Origin of the sequence: Amycolatopsis camponoti, assembly GCF_902497555.1 — a bacterium.
Lineage (GTDB): Bacteria > Actinomycetota > Actinomycetes > Mycobacteriales > Pseudonocardiaceae > Amycolatopsis > Amycolatopsis camponoti.
Genome location: NZ_CABVGP010000002.1, coordinates 2,376,806 through 2,396,050 on the forward strand (window position 1 = coordinate 2,376,806; position 19,245 = coordinate 2,396,050).

The following is a 19,245-nucleotide window of genomic DNA, read 5'->3' on the forward strand; positions in this document are numbered from 1 at the left end:
GTGACGCTGGCCGAGCGCCCGGACCTCGCTTCGGCCACCTACTCGATCCCGTACTCGCCGGACTCGCCGAAGTTCATGACCGGCAGCCTCACGAGCCTGCTGGTCCGCGGCCGCCGGGTCGTGCGGCGCTGGCCGCACCTGGTGGTCGCCCTGCTCGAAGCCGACATCCCGGTGGCGCGCGGGATCATGGTGCCGTTCCGCTCGCGTGCGTCGTTGCCGGCGCGGGGCTGGGACGAGGTCGCCGTGTGGGCCGCCGAGGACGCGCTCGACGACGTCGCTCCCGACACGGCGTGCGCGTTGGAGATCGCCGTGCACCCGGATCACCAGGGGCGCGGCCATTCCCGCGTGGTGCTGGAGGGGATGCGCGCGGCGGCTGCCGGGTTGACGTCGCTGGTGATCCCGGTCCGGCCACCCGACAAGGCCGCGGTCCCGGCGACGCCGATGCGCGAGTACGCCGCCCAGACGCGGGCGGACGGTCTGCCCGCGGATCGCTGGCTGCGGACCCATGTGCGTGCCGGTGGGCGGATCGAGGGCGTCGCGCCTTGTTCGGCGACCGTTCAGGCGTCGCTTGCCGATTGGCGGCGGTGGACCGGGTTGCCGTTCGATCGGGATGGTGCTGTCGTGGTGCCGGGGGCGCTCGCTCCGGTTTTTGTTTCTACTGTGGAGGACTTTGCTGTCTACGTTGAACCCAACGTTTGGGTTTCGCATCGTGTGGGCGGGTTCCAGGGATACCCTTTCGTGTGATGAACGTGCGTTCGACTGCCGGTATTCTTGGTGTGTGGACAGCGAAGCGGTGACTCGAGCGGATGCGGTGGCCTTGGCCGACCGCATCTCCGCCCTGCTCACCATTGTGCGGTCTGCCGAGGCCGAAATCGGTTCCCTGCTGGTGGAAATCGAGTCACGTGGGGTGCTGGAACTCTTCGGCTACCGCTCCGCCGCGCGACTCTTCGAGCACCTCGCCGACGTCCCCAAATCTGCCGCCGAGACCGTGGTCAAACGCGCCCGGGCTCTCGCTGGTGGCCGCAACCTCGACGGCACCCCGATCCCCGCTGTTGCTCCCGCCACCGGCACTGCCGCGTTGGACGGTGGGTTGAGCACGCCGATGATCGACACGATCGTCGGTGCCCTCACCCGGATCCCGCCCGAGCATCGCGAGGAAGCCGAGCAGCACCTGCTCACCTTCGCCGCCGACACCGGCCACAAGCAGGTCACCGCCCTGGGTGCCCGGATCATCGCCCACCTCGACCCTGACGGCACCGAGCCGGAATCCACCGAACCGGCCCAGCCCAGCCGTGAACTGTCGTTGCGCCGCAGGAGAACCGGGGTCTGGGAGCTGCAGGGCCGTTTCGATGACGAGACCGGCGCCCGCGCGGGCGCCCTGCTCGACTCTCTCGCCCAGCGCCGCAGCACCGACGAAGGCCCCGACCTCCGCTCGCAGCAGGAACGCTACGGCGACGCCTTCTCCGACGCGATCGACCTGGCCCTCAACTCCCCGGACCTGCCGATGCAGGCCGGGGAACGAGCACACGTGATGGTCGCTGTCGCCCTGGACGATCTGAAGTCCGGTGTCGGCGCGGCCACCTTGGGCGACACCGGCCGCATCTCCGCGGCCGAGGCGCGGATCCACGCGTGTGACTGCATGCTCATCCCCACGGTCCTGGGCTCCAGGAGCGAGCCTCTCGACCTGGGCCGCCAATACCGCCTGGTCACCGCTGGGCTCCGCCGTGCGTTGTACTTGCGTGATCGGGGGTGTGCGTTCCCGGGCTGTCATCGGCCGCCTCGGCATTGTCAGGGTCACCACGTCCGGCACTGGGCCGACGGGGGTCCGACGGAGCTGAGCAACCTGGTGTTGATGTGCGCCCATCACCACCGGCTCCTGCACCGCTCCGGCTGGCAGGTCCGCATCGCCACCGACGGCCTACCCGAATTCCTACCTCCGGTCTTCCTGGACAAACGCCGAAAACCGAGGCGCAACAACCTGCACCGACCGTTGCCGTTCGCGGCGTGAGCAACCGAATGCCTGGGATGGGCCCGCAGTCACCGGCTGCGGGCCTACACCCACGTCCGGGCGCGATCAATCACTGGGGAAGTTGTTCGACGCCTTGTGTGGACGCGCGACACTAGCCGCGCAGCAGGACTCCGGACGCGCGCTCGCGGTCGAAGAAGAACTCCGGCCACTCGAGGCCGTCCGACGGCGCGTCGATCGCCGTCGCGCGGCGGCGCAGCTCGTTCAGGAAGTCCGTGTCCAGGATCGCCCTCGCCGACAACGGCTCGCGCAGCAGGAGGTCGGCCGGGCCCTGGTACAGGTACGCGTCCACGCCCGGATACCCCTTCGTTCCCGGGGGGTAGTCGCGGTTCGTCGGGAAGTACGTCGTGTCGAGCGTGCCCAGCCAGGAACCCGCGATCGGGGTCAGTGACGGCCACGAGCCCAGCCGCTGTTCGAGGCGCTTGTTGTCCGTCGTGAACCCGTAGTGGTCCGCGACCACGTACGCCGCGCCGGGGTACTCGCGCTCCAGCTGGGCGACCGCGCCGCTGCCGCCGTCGTGGGTCAGGTGGCCGAGGCCGAACAGCATCAGCGCCTTGCGGTGCTTCTGCAGCACCTGCGTCTTCACCACCGACACGATCGACCCGTCCCGGTCGTGGAACGGGTCCAGGTCCGCCGGGCTCGTGATCCGGCTCCAGTCGATCGGCGGGTCGCCCGCCAGCACGCGGATCTTCTTCGCGGCCGGCAGCGTCGTGTTCACCTGCCGCACCAGCGCGAAGAGCTGTTCGTAGAACAACGAAAACCCGCAGCTCGGCTGGGTCGTGTCCCGCCAGACGTGGCTGATGTCCGGGACGTCGCCGCCCGCGATGTAGGCGTCGAGCATCGGCTGGAGGCGGGAGTTCCCGCATTCCACGACGACGTCGTTCACACGGCCCGGGAAGCGCGGGTCGCGGATCAGGTCGAACACGAAGGTCCCGGGATCGGGGCTGGACTTCGCCAGGATCGAATGGGTGCCGAGCGCGGCGAGCAGGGCGCCGGCCGGATCGGACGGTGGCCGGGGCTGGCCCGCGTCGGCGGGCGCGGCCACCAACGCCGCGGCCGCGAGCACGGCCAGGACGGTCTTGAACAAGCGCATGAGGGCTCCCCAGAACGAATACCTGCTGTCTTACGACAGTAGGACAACTCGGCCAGCATCCAGGTCCGCCCAGGGCGCTGTCAAGGCCGGATCAAGGCCGGGTGGGTGCCGAGGTCAGTGCCGGAACGCCTCCGCCAGCCACCACGACCCGCCGTCGTCGGCGATCTTCGCGTCGATGACCAGCGGCGCGTCACGTGGACCCGCCAGCCACTCGCGCACCGCGAAAAGGTCGTCGGGCGACCGGACCGTCACCCCCGCGCAGCCGAAGCCGCGGCCGATGGCGGCGAGGTCGGAGTCGGGGAACCGGACCGTGGTCATGTCGGCGTCGCCGAAGTGGTGGACCTCCGCGCCGTACGCGGCGTCGTTGTAGACGATCACCACCAGCGGCAGGCCGAGCCGGACCGCGGTGTCCAGTTCGGACAGTGCCATGTGGAACCCGCCGTCGCCGGTGCCCAGCACCGGCAGCCGGTCCGGGCGGGCCAGCGCCGCGCCGATGGCGGTGCCCAGGCCCAGCCCGATGCTCTGGAACGCCTGGGTGAAGCAGAATCCCTGCTCGTCGGGCACCGAGAGGTAGGCGCTCGGGTAGCCCATGAAGTTGCCGGAGTCGATCGAGACGATCCGCTCCGCGGGCAGCAGCTCGTCCAGGAGCTTGCTCAGCGTTCGGGGGTCGATCCGGCCGCCCCGGGAGAGGTCTTCGTGCTCGACGTCGTTCCAGCGGCCGGCCGCGATCCGGGCGGCGACCTCCTCGGTGCGGTAGCCCTGCTGCTCCTTCGCCACGGCGAGGACGTCGACGGCGGTGGCCGCGACGTCGCCGACGACCCCGAGGTCGATCGGCCGGTGCGCGCCGAGCGCACTCTGCTCGACGTCGACCTGCGCGAGCTTCGCGTGCGGGCTGAGCAGCTTCCCGTGGCGCGTGGTCCACATGTTCAGCGCGCAGCCCCAGCCGACGACGAGGTCGGCACCCACGATCAGCTCGGCGGTCGAGGGGGACGCGAACCCGCCCGAAATGCCGAGCGCGAACTCGTCGCCGTGGAAGAGCCCGTGCGCGACGGCCGACGTCGCCAGCAGCGCACCACACCGGGAAGCCAGCTCCCGCACCGGTTCCCGGCTGCCGCGGGCACCGCGCCCGGCGACGAACACCGGGCGCTCGGCGGCCGCGAGCAGGTCCGCCAGCTCGGCCACCGCGGCGGCGTCCGGCCGCAGCACCGCCGGTCCCGGGATGTCCGGCAGCGAGGGCGGCGCCGGTGCCGGCTCGGCCTGCACGTCCAGGGGCAGGTTCAGCACGACCGTCCGGCGCTGCTGCCACGCGGTCCGGAAGGCCCGTACGGTGTCGGCGACCGCGCTCGCGGCCGAGTGCACGCGCTCCGGCACCGCGCCGACCGCCGCGGCCAGGCCGTCCTGGTCGACGCGGAAGTTCGACAGCACCGACGCGCTCGCGGAGTCGGCCGTGAGCACGAGCATCGGCGTCCGGCTCTTGGCCGCCTCGGTGATGCCGGTCATCGCGTTGGTCAGCCCGCAGCCCTGGTGCAGCGACAGCACCGAGACCCGGCCGCTCATCCGCGCGTAGGCGTCGGCCATGCTCGCCGCGCCGCCCTCGTGGCGGGCGGCGACGAACCGGACGCCGCCCGCGCGCAGCGCGTTCGTCACCTCGAAGTTGCCGCTGCCCACCACGCCGAACGCCGTGCCGACGCCCAGGCCGGCCAAGGTGCGGCCGACGAGTTCGGCGACGTTCACCGCTCCACCAGGGCCAGCACGCGGGCCGGGCTGCCGGACCCGCCGACGATCGGCAGCGGCGAGACCACCAGCAGCGTCCCGGTCGGCGGCAGCGAAGCGAGGTTCTGCAGCTGCGTCAGGCCGTGCTTCCCGGCGCCCAGCAGGAGTTCGTGGCACGGGAACATCGGCTCGAAGGCGGGCGCCTGGCCCGCGTCGGTGCCGACGGTCTCGACGCCGAGCCCGGTGATCGGCGTTTCTTCGGCGAGCCACCGCGCGCACTCCGGCGAGACGCCGGGGGCGTGCGACCCGGCCTCGTCGGCGTTGAGGAACCGCTCCTGGTCGTCGCTGCGCTCGTCCCAGCCGGTCCGGTAGAGCAGCCAGCCGCCGTCGGGCAGCGGCCCGTGCTCGGCCGTCCAGGCGCGGACGTCGTCGATCGACAGGAGGAAGTCCGGGTCCTCCGCGGCACGCGCCGAGAAGTCCAGCACGACCGCGGGGGCGACCAAGGTCTTCAACGGCACCTGCGAGACGTCGTGGCCGTCCTTTCCGGACACCCAGTGCACGGGCGCGTCGAGGTGGGTGCCGGTGTGCTCGCCGGTGTGGATGTCGTTCCAGTACCACCGCGGGCCGCGGTCGTCGTAGCGGCTGATCTCCTCCAGCCGGAACGGGATGGTGTTGGCGAACGGCTCCGGCAGCCGCAGGATCGGCGTGCTCGCGCTCAGCGGAGCGGTGAGGTCGACGATCTCGATCGTCCCCCCGGCGATCGCCTTGCTCAGCCCGTCCAACAACGACATGCCTGCCTCCCGGTGCCGGTGTGCGTCCCGATCGAGACCCTATGCCCGGCGGACGCTCCTTGACAGCGACGCGTTCTCCGGTGTTGTCTTAATGTCGTAAGACAATAGGAAGGTGTCGGGTGATCGAGTTCGTCCTCGACGGCCGCTCGCGGGTCGCCACGTACATGCAGCTCGTCGTCCAGGTGAAGCAGGCGCTGCGGGTCGGTCTGTTGCGCCCGGGTGACCAGCTGCCGAAGGTGCGGGAAGTGGCCCAGGCGCTGGCGATCAACCCGAACACCGTGCTCAAGGCCTACCGCGAGCTGGTCCTGGAGGGACTCGCGGAAGGCCGGCCGGGGGTGGGCACGTTCGTCACCGGCAGCCTGGCCGGGCCGTCGCTGGGCAGCCAGGGGCAGCTGCGCGACGAGCTGGTGGCCTGGCTGGAGCGCGCCGACGCCGCGGGGATGTCCGCTGACGACATCGCCGCCCTGATCGAGACCACGTTGCGCGGCACCCCGGTGCCCCGCAACCTTGCGTAGGGAGTTCCGAGATGGAGCTGGCCGTGCGGGCCCGGGCGCTGGGCAAGCGCTACGGGCGCACCTGGGCGTTGCAGGACTGTGCGCTGGAGGTGCCCGCCGGGCGCATCGCCGCGCTGGTGGGGCCGAACGGTGCGGGCAAGACGACGTTGCTGCACCTGGCCGTCGGGCTGCTGCGGCCCGACGCGGGGGAGGTGCGCGTGTTCGGCCGCGAGCCGCGGTCCGTGCTGCCCGACATCGGGTTCGTCGCGCAGGACACCCCGCTGTACCGGGACTTCACCGCGGCGGAGCTGGTCACCATGGGCGGCAAGCTGAACCGCCGCCGCTGGGACGCGACGCTGGCCCGCGAACGGCTCGCCATGCTCGGCATCCCGCCGGACAAGCCGGTGGGCAAGCTGTCGGGCGGGCAGCGGGCGCAGGTCGCGCTGGCGCTGGCCCTGGCCAAGCGGCCGCGGCTGCTGCTGCTCGACGAGCCGATCGCGAGCCTGGACCCGTTGGCGCGCCGCGAGTTCATGCAGACGCTGATGGGTGCGGTCGCCGAGAGCGAGACGACCGTCCTGCTGTCTTCGCACCTGCTCGCCGACCTCGAACGCAGCTGCGACTACCTGGTCGTCCTGCAGCAGTCCCGCGTCCGGCTGACCGGGGCGGTCGACGAGCTGCTCGAGACGCACCGCACGCTCGTCGGCCCGCGGGCCGGCAGCGAATCCATCGCCGGCGTGGCCGAGGTCGTCCGCGCGAGCCACACCGAACGGCAGTCGACGCTGCTCGTCCGCCGCGGCGACGGACCGATCGATCCTTTGTGGACGGAGCATGAGGTGACCCTGGAGGACTTGGTGCTGGCCCACCTCGCCGAAGCGGAGAACCGCGTCACCGCGACCGCGTGGGGGGTGCCGGCATGATCTGGCTGACCTGGCGCCAGCACCGCAAGCAGGCGCTGTTCACCCTCGGCGCCCTGATCGCGCTCGCCGCGATCATGGTGCCGACGGGCCTGGCGATGCACGCGAAGTACGACAGCCTCGGCCTGCCCGCCTGCCGGGCCGCGCTCGGCACGGCGTCGATGATCACGCAGACCGAGGCGACGTCGAACTGCGAGGGCCTGGGCCACCAGTTCCAGCAGCAGTTCAGCGGCATGGTGTTCGTGGCCGTCCTGTTCGTGGTGCTCCCGGTGCTGGTCGGCGTGTTCTTCGGCGCGCCGCTGGTCGCCCGCGAGGTCGAGCAGGGCACCCACCGTCTCGTGTGGACGCAGGGCGTCAGCCGCCTGCACTGGGCGCTGGTGAAGTTCGGCCTGGTCGGCGCGATCACGGTGGTGCTGGCGGTCGGGTACGCGCTGGGCGTGTCGTGGTGGTTCCAGCCGCTGGTCTCCGCTTCGACGGGCCGGCTGACGTACTTGTCGTTCGACGTCCAGGGGATCGTCCCGGTCGCGTACACGCTGTTCGCGCTCGCGCTGGGCGTCTTCGCGGGGACGTACGGGCGGAAGGTGTTGCCGGCCATGGGGATCGCGCTGGTGGGGTTCGCGGTCGTCCGCGTGGCGGTCGAGGTCCTGGCCCGGCCGCGGTACCTCCCGGCGCGGACGTTGTCGTTCGCGACGTCGGGCGGCCGGACGCCGAACCCGGGCTCGGGAGACTGGGTGATGTCGGAGGGTGTCCGCAACGCGGCGGGGGAGATGGTGCTGCCGGACGCCCGGATCGGTCCGTGTCCGCCCGCCGGTTGCGGCGGCGGCGCCGCGGGGCCGGGGGCGTACAACTGGATGGAGTACCAGCCGGGCGACCGCTTCTGGACGTTCCAGGGCATCGAGACGGGCATCTTCGCGCTCCTGACGGCGGCACTGGTGTACTTCGCACTCCGCCGGCTGCGCACGATCGCCTGACCGTGGCCGTTTCCCACCGGACACCGCGGCCGGCGGTGAGTTGCTCACGGTGACTCCCCGCCCTGCGGCCGATCGGGTGGTCTGGCGGGGGAAGCGGCCCAACCCGGCCCGGGCGGCCGGTGCGCCGCCGTAAGGTCGCTCACGGTGAGGGAGCACGTCGGAGCTAGTTCCGCTGGGCGCGCGGGGGATTCGGAACCGTGGCGGGTGTGCTTGCTGGACTCGTCGGGCCGGGCACTGGGTGCCGGCATGCTGCTGGGCGAGTCCACGGTCCTGACCTGCGCGCACGTCGTGCAGGCCGCCGGGGAGGAAGCACTTTCGCCCGACGGCCCGGCCGCCCAGCTCGTGGTCCGCTTCGTCGGCCTCCCCGGGACACCGGAGGCGTACGCCGGCGTCCGGCCGGGGTGCTGGGTGCCGCCGCTGCCCGACGGCCGCGGGGACGTCGCGCTGCTGGAGCTGAGCGAGGCTTTCCCCGGCGTGCCAGGTGCGCCGTTGGTGCGCCTGGGTGTCGTCCGCGACCGGGTGGTCCACACCTACGGTTTCCCGGCGCCGCACCAGCACGGCGTGTGGGTGAACGACGCCGAGCTGGCCGGCCCGGCCGGGGCGGGCAGCGAGTGGATCCAGCTGAACTCGAAGCCGCCGGGGGAACGCGTCCGCCGCGGGTTCAGCGGCGCCGGGGTGATCGACAAGGCCACCGACGCGGTGCTCGGCATGGTGGTCACCGAATACACCGACGAACGGCTCGGGCTCGCCTACTTGATCCCCGTCGAGACGATCGTCCGGCACGTCCCGGAGGTCGCCCGGTGGGTGGGCGAGCCGCCGCGGCCCGCGTGCGGCCCGCTGGTCGTGGTCATCGGCGACCGCGACTCGGCGGTGGTCCGGGACTTCCTGACCCAGGTCCGGCGCGAGCGCCGCGGGTCTCCGCCCGGCCGCGGCGAGCGGCTCGCCGCGATCGTCGACGCCACCGGCAAGACCGCCGACGAGGTGGCCGAGAAGGTCAGCGCCGGCATCAGCACCGAGGAGGTCACGACGGTGCTCGCGACCAACCCGGAGGACGTCGCGGTGGCGGTGGCCGGCGTCGACGCCGCCCGCGCGCCGGAAGAGGTCCTGACCGGTGCGGTGAAACCGCTGATGGACAAGGGTGCCACCGTGCTCGTCCAGTTCAGCGGGCCGGACTCGCCCGGCGTGCACCTGGCCCGCCGCTGGGAGAGCGAACGGAACGCGCGGAGGCTGGACCGGCTGGCGCTGCTGGTCGAAATGGTGGAGCACGAAGAGGAGCGCACGCGGGAGCGGGCCGCCCAGGTCGGCACGCGCACGCACCCGGCGGCGGAGGTGCCCGGCCCCGCCGCGGACCTGCGCCTGCGACTGGCCGCCCTCAGCTCGGCGGGCGAGCACATCGACCCGGGCCGCGTCCGGCGCGCCCTGACGGTGACCGAACGCGACGCCGAGACGGCCCGCCGGGAGCTAGTCCGGTTGCACGCCGACCTCGACGCGCACGCGGCCCGCCACGACGAGCTGCTCGGACGGCTGCGCGCGTACAACGCGAAGGCCACCGACGCGGGCCTGATGGAGGACGAGGAGCTGGCGGAGCGGTACCGCCCGGCGATGACGGCGCTCAACGCGCTCCCCGCCGATCTCGTGGCCGCGGCGGAGCTGGTCGAGGGTTACATCCGCGCGGTGCGGCACCGATTGGAGGGCGTGTGAAGGCCGGGGACGGTTCGGGGATGTGGTTTCGCGGGTTGGGTGGCGGGCGCACGGTTGCCGGGGGCGGCTCGCGGGTGTGGCACCGCCGATACCCGGCCAAGCAGTGGCACCGGTTGGCTGCCGCATGACCGCCGGGCCGGTGTGGTGCCACGGGAAGCCCGTCGGGCCGACGGGTTTCTGCGAAGTGTGCGGCCACCGCCGGGTGCCCGTCGAGGCTCCGGCCGCCGCGCTGAGCACGCCCGCGCCGGAAAGCACCCGGCGCAGCGTCGAGCTGTGGGGCGGCGAGGCCGACTTCCAGTCGCTGCCCGCGGTCGAGGTGCCCGATCCCGCGAAGCTCGTCCTCGCCGATCCGGACTACCCCGAGCAGCACCGGTTCTGTGGCCGCTGCGGGGAACCCGTCGGTCGCGCGTACGCCGGCGAACCCGGGTTCGCCGAAGGGTTCTGCGAGGGTGAGAACTGCGGCGAGCCGTTCTCCTTCCTGCCCAAGCTCTCCCGCCAAGAGCGCGTCGGCGACCGCTACGAGGTTCTCGGCTGCTTCGCCCGTGGCGGCCTCGGCTGGGTGTACCTCGCCGCCGACACCGCGCTCGGCGGCCAGCACGTCGTGCTCAAGGGGGTGATCAACAGCGAAAGCGCGATGCTGCGCGCGCTGGCGCGGGTCGAACGGGACGTCCTGATCCGCCTCGACCACCCGAACATCGTGCGGATCAACGACTTCGTCGAGCACACCCCGCCCGCCGGCGGCGAGCCCGACACCTACCTGGTGATGGAGTACGTCGGCGGCCGGTCGCTGCGCGACCTCCTCGTGAAGGGGCCGCCGCCGCGCGTCGAGCACGTCATCGTCTACGGCCGGGCCATCCTCGCCGCGCTGGACTACCTCCACGGCGAGGGCCTGCTGTACTGCGACATGAAGCCGGAGAACGTGATCCACGGCGACAAGCGCGTCAAGGTCATCGACCTCGGCGCCGCCCGCGCGATCGACGACTCGGCGAACCCGAGCGTCGGGACCGAGGGGTTCCAGGTTCCGGCGCACGAGCTCACCCGGCACGGCCTGACCGTCCGGTCCGACCTGCACACCGTCGGCCGGACGCTGCAGGTGCTGCTCGACGCCGCGAGCGAGGACGCCGACCCGGACCGCGTCGCCGGCGGCCTCGACTCCCTGCGCTCGGTCCTCGAGCGCGCGGTCGCGCCGTTCGAGCGCCGGTTCGCCACCGCGTCCGAGATGGCCGAGCAGCTGGACGGCGTGCGCCGGGAAATCCTTTCGCTGCGCGACGAACGGCCGCGCCCGGTGCCGTCGGCGCTGTTCGAGGACACCGCCGAGCTGCTCGACGAGGGCCTCGGCGCGGTCCCCGGCCTCGACCGCTGGGTCACCGCCGCATCCCGCGGCGGAGCACTGGACCCGGGGCTGCCGAGCGCCGCCGACGGGGCAGGCCGGCTGCCGATCCCGCGGGTCGCGCCGGACGACCCGGCGGTGGAGTTCATCGCCGCCGCGGGTGCGCCCGGGCCGCACCGCTGGCTGGACAAGCTCGCCATGTTCGGCGAACGCTCGGTCGAGATCGAGCTCGCCCGGACGCGGGCGCTCATCGCGCTGGGCGACTCCGGCCGCGCGGCCGCCGCCTTGTCCGCGGCCGAAGAGCTGCTCGGCGCCGAGGCCGCGCGCGACTGGCGGGCGGCCTGGCACCACGGGCTGCTGGCGCTCGTCCGCGGCGACGCCGAGCCGGCCGCGGCCGCGTTCGACCGGGTGCACCGCGCCTGGCCGGGCGAAATCGCGCCGAAGCTCGCGCTCGGGTTCTGCGCCGAACTGCGCGGGGACACCGGGCAGGCCGAGCGCTGCTACCGCTCGGTGTGGCACCGCGACCACAGCCAGGTCAGCGCGGCCTTCGGCCTGGCCCGCGGCCACCTGCGGGATCGGGGCCGCGACGCCGCGGTCACCCTGCTCGACGCCGTCCCGCCGATCTCCCGCCACTACGACGCCGCGCGGATCGCCGCGGTGCGGATCCGGGCGGGCCGCCTGCCGTCCGGGCCGCCGGGCCGGACCGACCTCGCCGACGCGGCGCGGCGGCTGCCCGAGCTGTACCTCGACGGCGAGTCCCAGGACCGGCTGGAGACGCTCGTCCGCGAAGCCGCGCTGGCCGCCCTCGACGACGGCGCCGAGCCGGGCTGGGACGGCGGTGCCCTGCTCGGCGAGCGCGTCACCGACCGCGGCTTGCGCACGCTCCTGGAGCGGTCCCTGCGCCGGCTCGCCGAGCGGGCGCGCGACCGCGACGAACACGGCGTGCTCGTCGACCTCGCCAACTCCGTCCGCCCGAAGACGAGAAGGTGATCGGATGCCCGAGACCCCGTCGTTCACCCTCCGGCTGAGCCAGAACAAGTACCTGGCGCCGTCGGACGACCGGATGGACGCCGTCCTCACCGTGCGGGTGGGCGACGCCGGGGCGCCGGTCGCGGACGGCGCGCCGCAGAGCGCCGAACTGCTGCTGGTGGACTGTTCCAGCTCGATGGACTGGCCGCCCACGAAGATCGAGGCGGCGCGGCACGCCTGCCGCGTCGCCGTCGACTCCCTCCGCGACGGCGTGCTCTTCGGGGTCGTGCAATGCACCGCCCACGCGGAGCTGGTCTACCCCGCCACGCCGCAGCTGGCCATCGCCGGCGCGCGGACCCGGCAGGAGGCGAAGGCGGCGGTCTCCGGGCTCATCGCCGGCGGCGGCACCGCGATGAGCCAGTGGCTGGAGCTGGCCCGGGAGCTCTTCGACCGTTGTCCGGTCGAGATCCGGCACGCCGTGCTGCTCACCGACGGAAAGAACGAGTCCGACCGCAGCGGCGCGCTGGAGGCCGCACTCGACCGCTGCCAGGGCGCGTTCGCCTGCGACGCCAGGGGAATCGGCGACGACTGGGATCCGCGGGACCTTCGGCGCATCGCCTCCGTCCTGCGCGGCAGCGCCGACGCGGTGCTGGAGGACGCCGAGCTGGCCGGGGACTTCCGGCGGCTGGTCGAGCAGGCGATGGGCCGGACGGTGCCCGACCTGCGGCTGCGCCTGACCACGATGCCCTACACCAGGCTGTGGTTCGTCAAGCAGGTCTTCCCGACCGAGGTGGACCTCACCGCGCAGTGCCGCGCGCTCGAGCTGCCCACCGGCGCGTGGGGCGACGAGCAGCGCGAGTACCACCTCTGCCTCGAAGTCGACGCCGCGGAGCTGACCCGCTACGAAGACCGGCTGCTGGGCACGGTCACCCTGCTCGAGGGCGCGGACACCGCGGTGAGCGACCGGCTCCCGGTGGTCGGCTACCTGACCGACGACCTGGCGCTCTCGAGCGTGCCGGACGAGAACGTCGCCCGCATCACCGGGCAGTCCGAGCTGGGCCGGGCGCTGCGCGCGGGCTGGGACGCCTTCGAGCGCGGAGACCGGGCGGAGGCGGCGCGCGAGTGGAGCACCGCGCACCGGCTGGCCACCGGCCTCGGCAACGCGGAGATCCTCAAGCGCCTGGGCCGCCTGGTCGACGTCCACGACGGGACGGTGGCCATCAAGGACGGTATCCGTCCCCGTGACGGGTTCTCGATCGTGATCGGGTCGGCCATCTCCGCCCTGCCTCCCGCCGAACCCGTCGTCACGCGGGCCCCGCTCGCGGAGGGTGGTCCGCCGCGCGAGTGCGTCCTCTGTGGACACAAAGCCCGGCCGACGGCGACGCGCTGCGGGCGGTGCGGCGAGCCGTTCGGCCCGGCGGGAGCGCCGTCGTGACGGCGACGAGCACCACGCGAAAGACCCTCTGGTGGCTGCGGCTCGGGCTGGTGGCCGGCAGCGCCCTGGTCCTGATGAGCGCGCTGGCGACGTTCATCGGGGTGCGGGCCAGCATCGCGGAGGTGCGCGAGCGGACCGCGCCCGCGGTGCTCGAGGTGTCACTGGCCAAGGAGGCGCTCGTGGCCGCCCACGACGCCGCGGTGACCGCCTTCGACCGCCGCCAGGTGCGCCTCACCGGACCCAGCGAGCAGTACGAGGACGAGATCGCGCTGGCCAGCCAGCAGCTCGCCCAGGTCGCCGAGCACAACGCGGCCGGCGAAGAGGGCAGCCAGACGCTCCGGCTCATCGAAGGGCTGCTGCCCGCGTACAACGGCTTCATCGGGCAAGCCGACGCGCACTTCCGGCAGGACAACGGCGGCCCGCTCGCCGCGAGCAACCTGCAGTCCGCGTCCGACCTGCTGACCGCGAAGGAGAACGGCATCCTCGCGCGGCTCGACACCCTGGCCGCCGCCCAGCGCGCCGCGCTGGAGAAGCAGCTCGGCACCGACTGGCTGGACCCCGCGATCACCCTGCTGTGGGCACTGCCGCTGCTGCTCACGCTCGCGTTGCTGGTGTGGGCCCAGCGTTTCCTCGCCCGCCGCTTCCGGCGGACGGTGAACTCCGCCCTGTTCGCCGCGACGGCGGCCCTGGTGCTGCTGGGCATCGGGACGGCGCTGCTGCTCGGGATCCAGTCCGGCGCGCGGGACAGCGGTGCCGCGCTGGGACACACGGTGGACGCGCGGTCCGCCGCGACGACGGCGACCGCCGGGCACGCCCAGTGGACGCTCGCGCAGGTGCTGGTCGCGTCCTGCGGTCCCGGGGGAGTGGCCGCGTGCGGGTACACGGTGGCCGCGGCCGCCGCGGCGACCCCCGCGCCGCCCGCCGTCCCGCCCGCGGCCCCGGCCGACGTCGACGAGTCGGCCCTGCTCGGCCCGGGACTCACCGAGCCGGGCTGGAACGGCTTGCTCGGCTACGGGATTCCCGTGCTGGCCGCGGGAATCGGGATGCTGGTCGTCGGCGGCCTGCAACCCCGGCTGGACGAATACCGGTTCCGGGGGGCGAGAAGCCGATGAGGAGACGCCTCGCCGTCGTCGTGCTGGCCGCCGCGGTGGCGGCCGGGGTGCCCGGCTGCTCGGGCGGGTCCGGCGCGGAGGTCGTGACCGTGCTCGGCTCGTGGACCGGTGACGAGCAGGCCGCGTTCCAGCGCGTGCTCGACGGCTTCACCCGCGAGACCGGGATCCCGACGCGGTACCAGGGCACCCGCGCGCAGAACCAGGTGCTGCGCGGTGACCTGCAGCAAGGCACCCCGCCCGATGTCGCGGTGCTGTCCAACCCGGCCGAGCTCGCCGGGTACGCGAAGTCGGGCGACCTGAAGCCGCTCGACGACGTCCTCGGTGCGGAAGCGGCCCAGGCGTACAGCTCGCAGTGGCTGAAGCTGCAGCAGCTCGGGCGCGGCGCGCTGTACGCGGTCGTGGTCAAGGCCGACCTCAAGAGCATCGTCTGGTACTCGCCGTCGACGTTCACCGGGCCGGAACCGGCGACGTGGGAAGCGCTCCTGACGACGTCGCGACAGCTCGCCGCGAGCGGGCAGCCGCCCTGGTGCCTCGGCATGGGTGCCCCGCCGAACTCCGGGTTCCCCGGCACCGACTGGATCGAGGACATCCTGCTGCACCGGGCCGGCCCGCGGGTCTACAACGCTTGGGCGGCGGGCACCCTGCCGTGGACCGACCAGGCGGTGCGGGAGGCGTGGCAGAGCTGGGGCGAGCTGGTCCTGGCGCCGGGCGCGGTCCGCGGCGGCAGCACAGCGGCGTTGCTGACGTCCTTCGCCGACGCCGGCCGGGCGATGTTCACCCCGCCCCCGGGGTGTGTCTGGGAGCACCTGGGCTCGTTCGCGATCGGCGGGTACGGCGCGTTCCCGGGACCGCCCGTGCCCGACCGCGACTTCCGGTTCTTCCCGTTCCCGGGCGCGGGTGCGGGCGGCCCGTCGGAGGTCTCGGCCGACCTCGCGGCGATGTTCCACGACACCCCGGCCGCGCGCCGGCTCATGGTGTACCTGGCCGGGGAGGCGGGCCAGCGGATCTGGCCGTCGGGCGGGACGACGTTCTCGGTGCACCGGCGGCTCGTCGGCCCCGACGTCTACCGCAGCGACGTCGCCCGGCGGATCGCGACGACCCTCGCGCAGGGCACCGACCCGTGCTTCGACGCGTCGGACCTGATGCCGTCGGCGATGAGCAGCGCGTTCTACCAGGCGGTGCTGGAGTACCTGGCCCATCCGGACCGGCTCGGGACGCTGCTCGACGAGCTGGAGCGCGTGCGCCGTGGCATCGACCCGGAGCAGTGGCTGGACTTGCCTTGTTGATCGTCTTTTCCCGAGGAGGATTCCTTGCCGGACTTCGTGCGTTTCCCGCTGGCCGACGGCGGCTCGGTGGTCGTCGAGGTGGAGGTGGAGCCCGGCTTGGAGCGAGCGTCGGTGCCATCGGGCGTCCTCCGCAAGGCGACGACGACGTTCGAGCACGCGCTGAGCGAGGTCCGCGCCGCCGCGGGTGCGGCGTTGGCCCAGTTCCGCGACCTGGGCCCGGACGAGGTGGAGCTGAAGTTCGGCGTCAAGCTGGACGCCCAGGCGGGGGCGGTGATCGCGCGAACGGGGTTGCAGGGGCAGTTCGAGGTGAAGCTGAAGTGGGTCCGCGGGGAGGCGACGGAGTCCACTGAGGACAGCGCGGAGGAGGCGCCGGCGGCGAGTGGGGCCGCCCCGGTCCCGCCGGACGTGCCGTAGCCCGGATCGGACCCGCCGGCTTCGTCGACCCCGTGACCGCCTTTCCGCCCGTCTCTCCGGCGAACGGCGGATTTACAACGTTGTATCCACCGGGTAAAACTGACATTTACAACGTTGTAAAACGAGCGGAGGCCGTCCCGTGCCGTTGAGCCGCAGGCAGTTCGTCGCCGGAGCCGGAGGTGCCGCCGTCGCTGTGCTGGCCGGCGCGAACCCGGCCCGGGCCGGAATCCGCGAGGTCGCTCCCGCCGCGGGCGGCCTCTACACGCCGAACGCCGCCCCGCTGAAGCCCGCCGCCTTCCTCAAGCTCCCGCCCGGGGCCGTCACCGCGCGGGGCTGGCTCGCCGGCCAGCTGAAACTGCAGCTCGACGGCCTCTGCGGCCACTACCCCGAGACCTCGCACTTCCTCGACTTCGCCACCAGCGGCTGGGTCCACCCCGAACGCGCCGGCTGGGAAGAAGTGCCCTACTGGCTGCGCGGCTACGTCGACCTCGCCGCCGTCACCGGGGACACCACCGCGAAATCCACCGCCGGGAAGTGGATCGACGCCGTCCTCGCCACCCAGCAGTCCGACGGCTTCTTCGGCCCGGCCGCGCTGCGCACCGCGCTGAACAACGGCCCCGACTTCTGGCCGTACCTCCCGCTGCTGCAGGCCCTGCGCTCCTGGCAGGAGTACACCGGCGACACCCGTGTCATCCCGTTCCTGACCCGGTTCCTCCGCTACATGAACGCCCAGGGCAAGAGCGCCTTCGACTCCAGCTGGGTGTCCGTCCGCTGGGGCGACGGCCTCGACAGCGTCTTCTGGCTCTTCAACCGCACCGGCGACGCCTTCCTGCTCGACCTCGCCGACAAGATCCACGCCTTCGGTGCCAACTGGGTCCGGAACCTGCCGAGCCTGCACAACGTCAACATCGCCCAGGGCTTCCGCGAACCCGCGCAGTACGCGCTGCGCTCCGGCGACGCGAGCCTGACCCGGGCCACCTACTCCGACTACGACACGGTCATGGCCGCCTACGGCCAGTTCGCCGGCGGCGGCTTCGCCGGAGACGAGAACGCGCGGCCCGGCTTTGGCGACCCGCGCCAGGGTTTCGAGACCTGCGGGATCGTCGAGTTCATGGCGAGCCACCAGTTGCTCACCCGGCTGACCGGTGACCCGGTGTGGGCCGACCGCTGCGAGGACCTCGCCTTCAACTCCCTGCCCGCCGCGCTCGACCCCGCCGGCGGGCCGTGCACTACGTCACCAGCGCGAACAGCGTCGACCTCGACAACGTGCCGAAGAGCGAAGGCCAGTTCCAGAACGGCTTCGCGATGCAGGCCTACCTGCCGGGCGTCGACCAGTACCGCTGCTGCCCGCACAACTACGGCATGGGCTGGCCGTACTTCACCGAAGAGCTGTGGCTGGCCACGCCGGACAACGGTCTCGCGGCCGCGATGTACTCGGCCAGCAGCGTCACGGCGAAGGTCGGCGACGGCACGTCGGTGACGATCACCGAGGACACCACCTACCCGTTCGCCGAGCAGGTCACCTTCACCGTCCGGACGCCGAAACCGCTGGCCTTCCCGCTGTACCTGCGGATCCCGGCCTGGTGCGCGGCGCCGCGGCTCACCGTGGCCGGTGCCGCGGTCGCGGCGACGGCCGGGCCGTCGTTCGTCAAGGTCGCCCGGACGTGGACGAACGGCGACGTCGTGACGCTCACCCTGCCGCAGCGCACGACGACGCGGACGTGGGCGGCGAACCACGACTCCGTGTCGGTCGACCACGGCCCGCTGACGTACTCGCTGAAGATCGGGGAGAACTACCAGCAGATCGGCGGGACCGCGCAGTTCCCCGAGTACGCGGTGCACGCGACGACGCCGTGGAACTACGGCCTCGCCACCGATGCCGCGCTGACCTTCTCCGCCGCCGGTGGCGCGCTGCCCGCCAACCCGTTCACGCCGGACACCGCGCCGGTCAAGATCACCGCTTCCGCACGGAAAATCGCCGAGTGGACCGCGGACGACCAGAACGTCGTCACGCCGCTGCAGGCGTCACCGGCGCGCAGCGACGCGGCGGTCGAGACGGTCACGCTGATCCCCATGGGTGCGGCCCGCCTGCGCGTCACGTCCTTCCCGACGGCGGACCCGAACGGCCACCCGTGGTCGCCGGGCGGCGGGGGCGCGGGCTTCCGGGTCGTGAACCGCAACTCCGGCAAGGTTCTCGGTGTGGATCAGATGTCCACTGCGGACAGTGCGCGGGTGGTGCAGTTCGCCGACAACGGCACCGATGACCACGTCTGGCACCTCGTGGCGAACGGCGACGGCTGGTACCGGATCCGCAACCACCACTCCGGCAAGGTCCTCGGCGTGGATCAGATGTCCACGGCGGACAGTGCGCGCATGGTCCAGTTCACCGACAACGGCACCGCGGACCACCTCTGGCAGCCGGTGGACAACGGCGACGGCTGGTGGCGGCTGAAGAACCGCAACTCCGGCAAGGTGCTCGGCGTCGCCGGGATGTCCACGGCGGACAGCGCGCAGGTGGTGCAGTTCGCCGACAACGGCTCGGCGGACCACGTGTGGCGGTTCGTCCCGGACGGCCGCGTGCGGGTCGAAAACCGCAACTCCGGCAAGGTGCTCGGCGTCGACCAGATGTCCACCGCGGACAATGCGCGGGTGGTGCAGTTCGCCGACAACGGCACCGACGACCACCTGTGGACGTTCGAGGCTGCGGCCGACGGCTGGTTCCTGATCCGCAACGTCCACTCGGGCAAGGTGCTCGGCGTGGCCGGAATGTCCACAGCGGACAGTGCGACCATCGTGCAGTTCACCGACAACGGGTCCGCGGACCACCTGTGGCGCCTGCGCGACGACGGCAGCGGCTGGTTCCGGATCGTGAACCGCAACTCCGGCAAGGTGCTCGGTGTCGACGGAATGTCCACGGCGGACAGTGCGCAGGTGGTGCAGTTCGGCGACACCGGAACCGCGGACCACCTGTGGCGGCTGCGCCCGTAGTGGAATGA

The 19,245-nt window shown here is 72.7% G+C and carries 16 protein-coding genes; 13 read left to right on the plus strand and 3 right to left on the minus strand.

Features of this window, described 5'->3' with window-relative positions; translation table 11 throughout:
* Together AA23TX_RS31520 and AA23TX_RS31525 are read left to right on the plus strand one after the other, a co-directional pair.
* Complete coding sequence (locus tag AA23TX_RS31520; protein WP_230862780.1) at positions 1-744, plus strand: GNAT family N-acetyltransferase; 744 nt, start codon at positions 1-3, stop codon at positions 742-744.
* Positions 745-778: 34 nt separating this feature from the next.
* Positions 779-2,008 carry an HNH endonuclease signature motif containing protein gene (locus AA23TX_RS31525; RefSeq protein ID WP_196425731.1) on the plus strand — a complete coding sequence of 410 codons (1,230 nt, stop codon included), beginning with the start codon at positions 779-781 and terminating at the stop codon, positions 2,006-2,008.
* Between the two features lie 112 nt (positions 2,009-2,120).
* On the opposite strand, the gene AA23TX_RS31530 is transcribed toward AA23TX_RS31525, so the two are convergent.
* The 3 genes from AA23TX_RS31530 to AA23TX_RS31540 form a co-directional block, all read right to left on the minus strand.
* A complete protein-coding gene (locus AA23TX_RS31530; RefSeq protein ID WP_155546402.1) occupies positions 2,121-3,119 on the minus strand; it encodes a hypothetical protein in 999 nt (332 codons plus the stop codon).
* 114 nt (positions 3,120-3,233) lie between these two features.
* Positions 3,234-4,853, minus strand: a complete 1,620-nt coding sequence (locus AA23TX_RS31535) for a thiamine pyrophosphate-binding protein (protein ID WP_155546403.1) — start codon at positions 4,851-4,853, stop codon at positions 3,234-3,236.
* Complete coding sequence (locus AA23TX_RS31540) at positions 4,850-5,623, minus strand: cyclase family protein (RefSeq protein ID WP_155546404.1); 774 nt, start codon at positions 5,621-5,623, stop codon at positions 4,850-4,852. Before AA23TX_RS31540 ends, AA23TX_RS31535 begins: the two co-directional genes overlap by 4 nt.
* 119 nt (positions 5,624-5,742) lie before the next feature.
* On the opposite strand from AA23TX_RS31540, the gene AA23TX_RS31545 reads away from it, so the two are divergent.
* The 11 genes from AA23TX_RS31545 (at position 5,743) to AA23TX_RS50820 (ending at position 19,237) form a co-directional block, all read left to right on the plus strand.
* Positions 5,743-6,138, plus strand: a complete 396-nt coding sequence (locus AA23TX_RS31545; RefSeq protein WP_155546405.1) for a GntR family transcriptional regulator — start codon at positions 5,743-5,745, stop codon at positions 6,136-6,138.
* An 11-nt stretch (positions 6,139-6,149) separates the two neighbouring features.
* Positions 6,150-7,034 carry an ABC transporter ATP-binding protein gene (locus AA23TX_RS31550; protein ID WP_155546406.1) on the plus strand — a complete coding sequence of 295 codons (885 nt, stop codon included), beginning with the start codon at positions 6,150-6,152 and terminating at the stop codon, positions 7,032-7,034.
* On the plus strand, positions 7,031-8,002 hold the full coding sequence (locus AA23TX_RS31555) for an ABC-2 membrane transporter-related protein (RefSeq protein WP_155546407.1): 972 nt from the start codon (positions 7,031-7,033) through the stop codon (positions 8,000-8,002). The genes AA23TX_RS31550 and AA23TX_RS31555 overlap by 4 nt, the downstream gene beginning before the upstream one ends.
* A 204-nt stretch (positions 8,003-8,206) precedes the next feature.
* A complete protein-coding gene (locus tag AA23TX_RS31560; protein WP_155546408.1) occupies positions 8,207-9,703 on the plus strand; it encodes a trypsin-like peptidase domain-containing protein in 1,497 nt (498 codons plus the stop codon).
* Positions 9,704-9,827: 124 nt separating this feature from the next.
* The gene (locus tag AA23TX_RS31565; protein ID WP_155546409.1) at positions 9,828-12,023 is read left to right on the plus strand and encodes a serine/threonine-protein kinase; all 2,196 of its coding nucleotides are present in this window, start codon (positions 9,828-9,830) and stop codon (positions 12,021-12,023) included.
* 4 nt (positions 12,024-12,027) lie between these two features.
* Entirely contained in the window at positions 12,028-13,437 is a 1,410-nt protein-coding gene (locus AA23TX_RS31570) for a vWA domain-containing protein (RefSeq protein ID WP_155546410.1), read from the plus strand.
* Positions 13,434-14,549 carry a GlnX family signal transduction membrane protein gene (locus AA23TX_RS31575; protein WP_155546411.1) on the plus strand — a complete coding sequence of 372 codons (1,116 nt, stop codon included), beginning with the start codon at positions 13,434-13,436 and terminating at the stop codon, positions 14,547-14,549. The genes AA23TX_RS31570 and AA23TX_RS31575 overlap by 4 nt, the downstream gene beginning before the upstream one ends.
* Positions 14,546-15,835 carry an ABC transporter substrate-binding protein gene (locus tag AA23TX_RS31580; protein WP_155546412.1) on the plus strand — a complete coding sequence of 430 codons (1,290 nt, stop codon included), beginning with the start codon at positions 14,546-14,548 and terminating at the stop codon, positions 15,833-15,835. The genes AA23TX_RS31575 and AA23TX_RS31580 overlap by 4 nt, the downstream gene beginning before the upstream one ends.
* Positions 15,836-15,859: 24 nt before the next feature.
* Entirely contained in the window at positions 15,860-16,249 is a 390-nt protein-coding gene (locus AA23TX_RS31585; protein ID WP_155546413.1) for a CU044_2847 family protein, read from the plus strand.
* Between the two features lie 139 nt (positions 16,250-16,388).
* A complete protein-coding gene (locus AA23TX_RS50335) occupies positions 16,389-17,729 on the plus strand; it encodes a beta-L-arabinofuranosidase domain-containing protein (RefSeq protein ID WP_230862781.1) in 1,341 nt (446 codons plus the stop codon).
* Positions 17,678-19,237: an RICIN domain-containing protein gene (locus tag AA23TX_RS50820; RefSeq protein WP_338422540.1), complete on the plus strand. Its 1,560-nt coding sequence runs from the start codon at positions 17,678-17,680 to the stop codon at positions 19,235-19,237. The genes AA23TX_RS50335 and AA23TX_RS50820 overlap by 52 nt, the downstream gene beginning before the upstream one ends.
* Positions 19,238-19,245 lie beyond the last annotated feature (8 nt).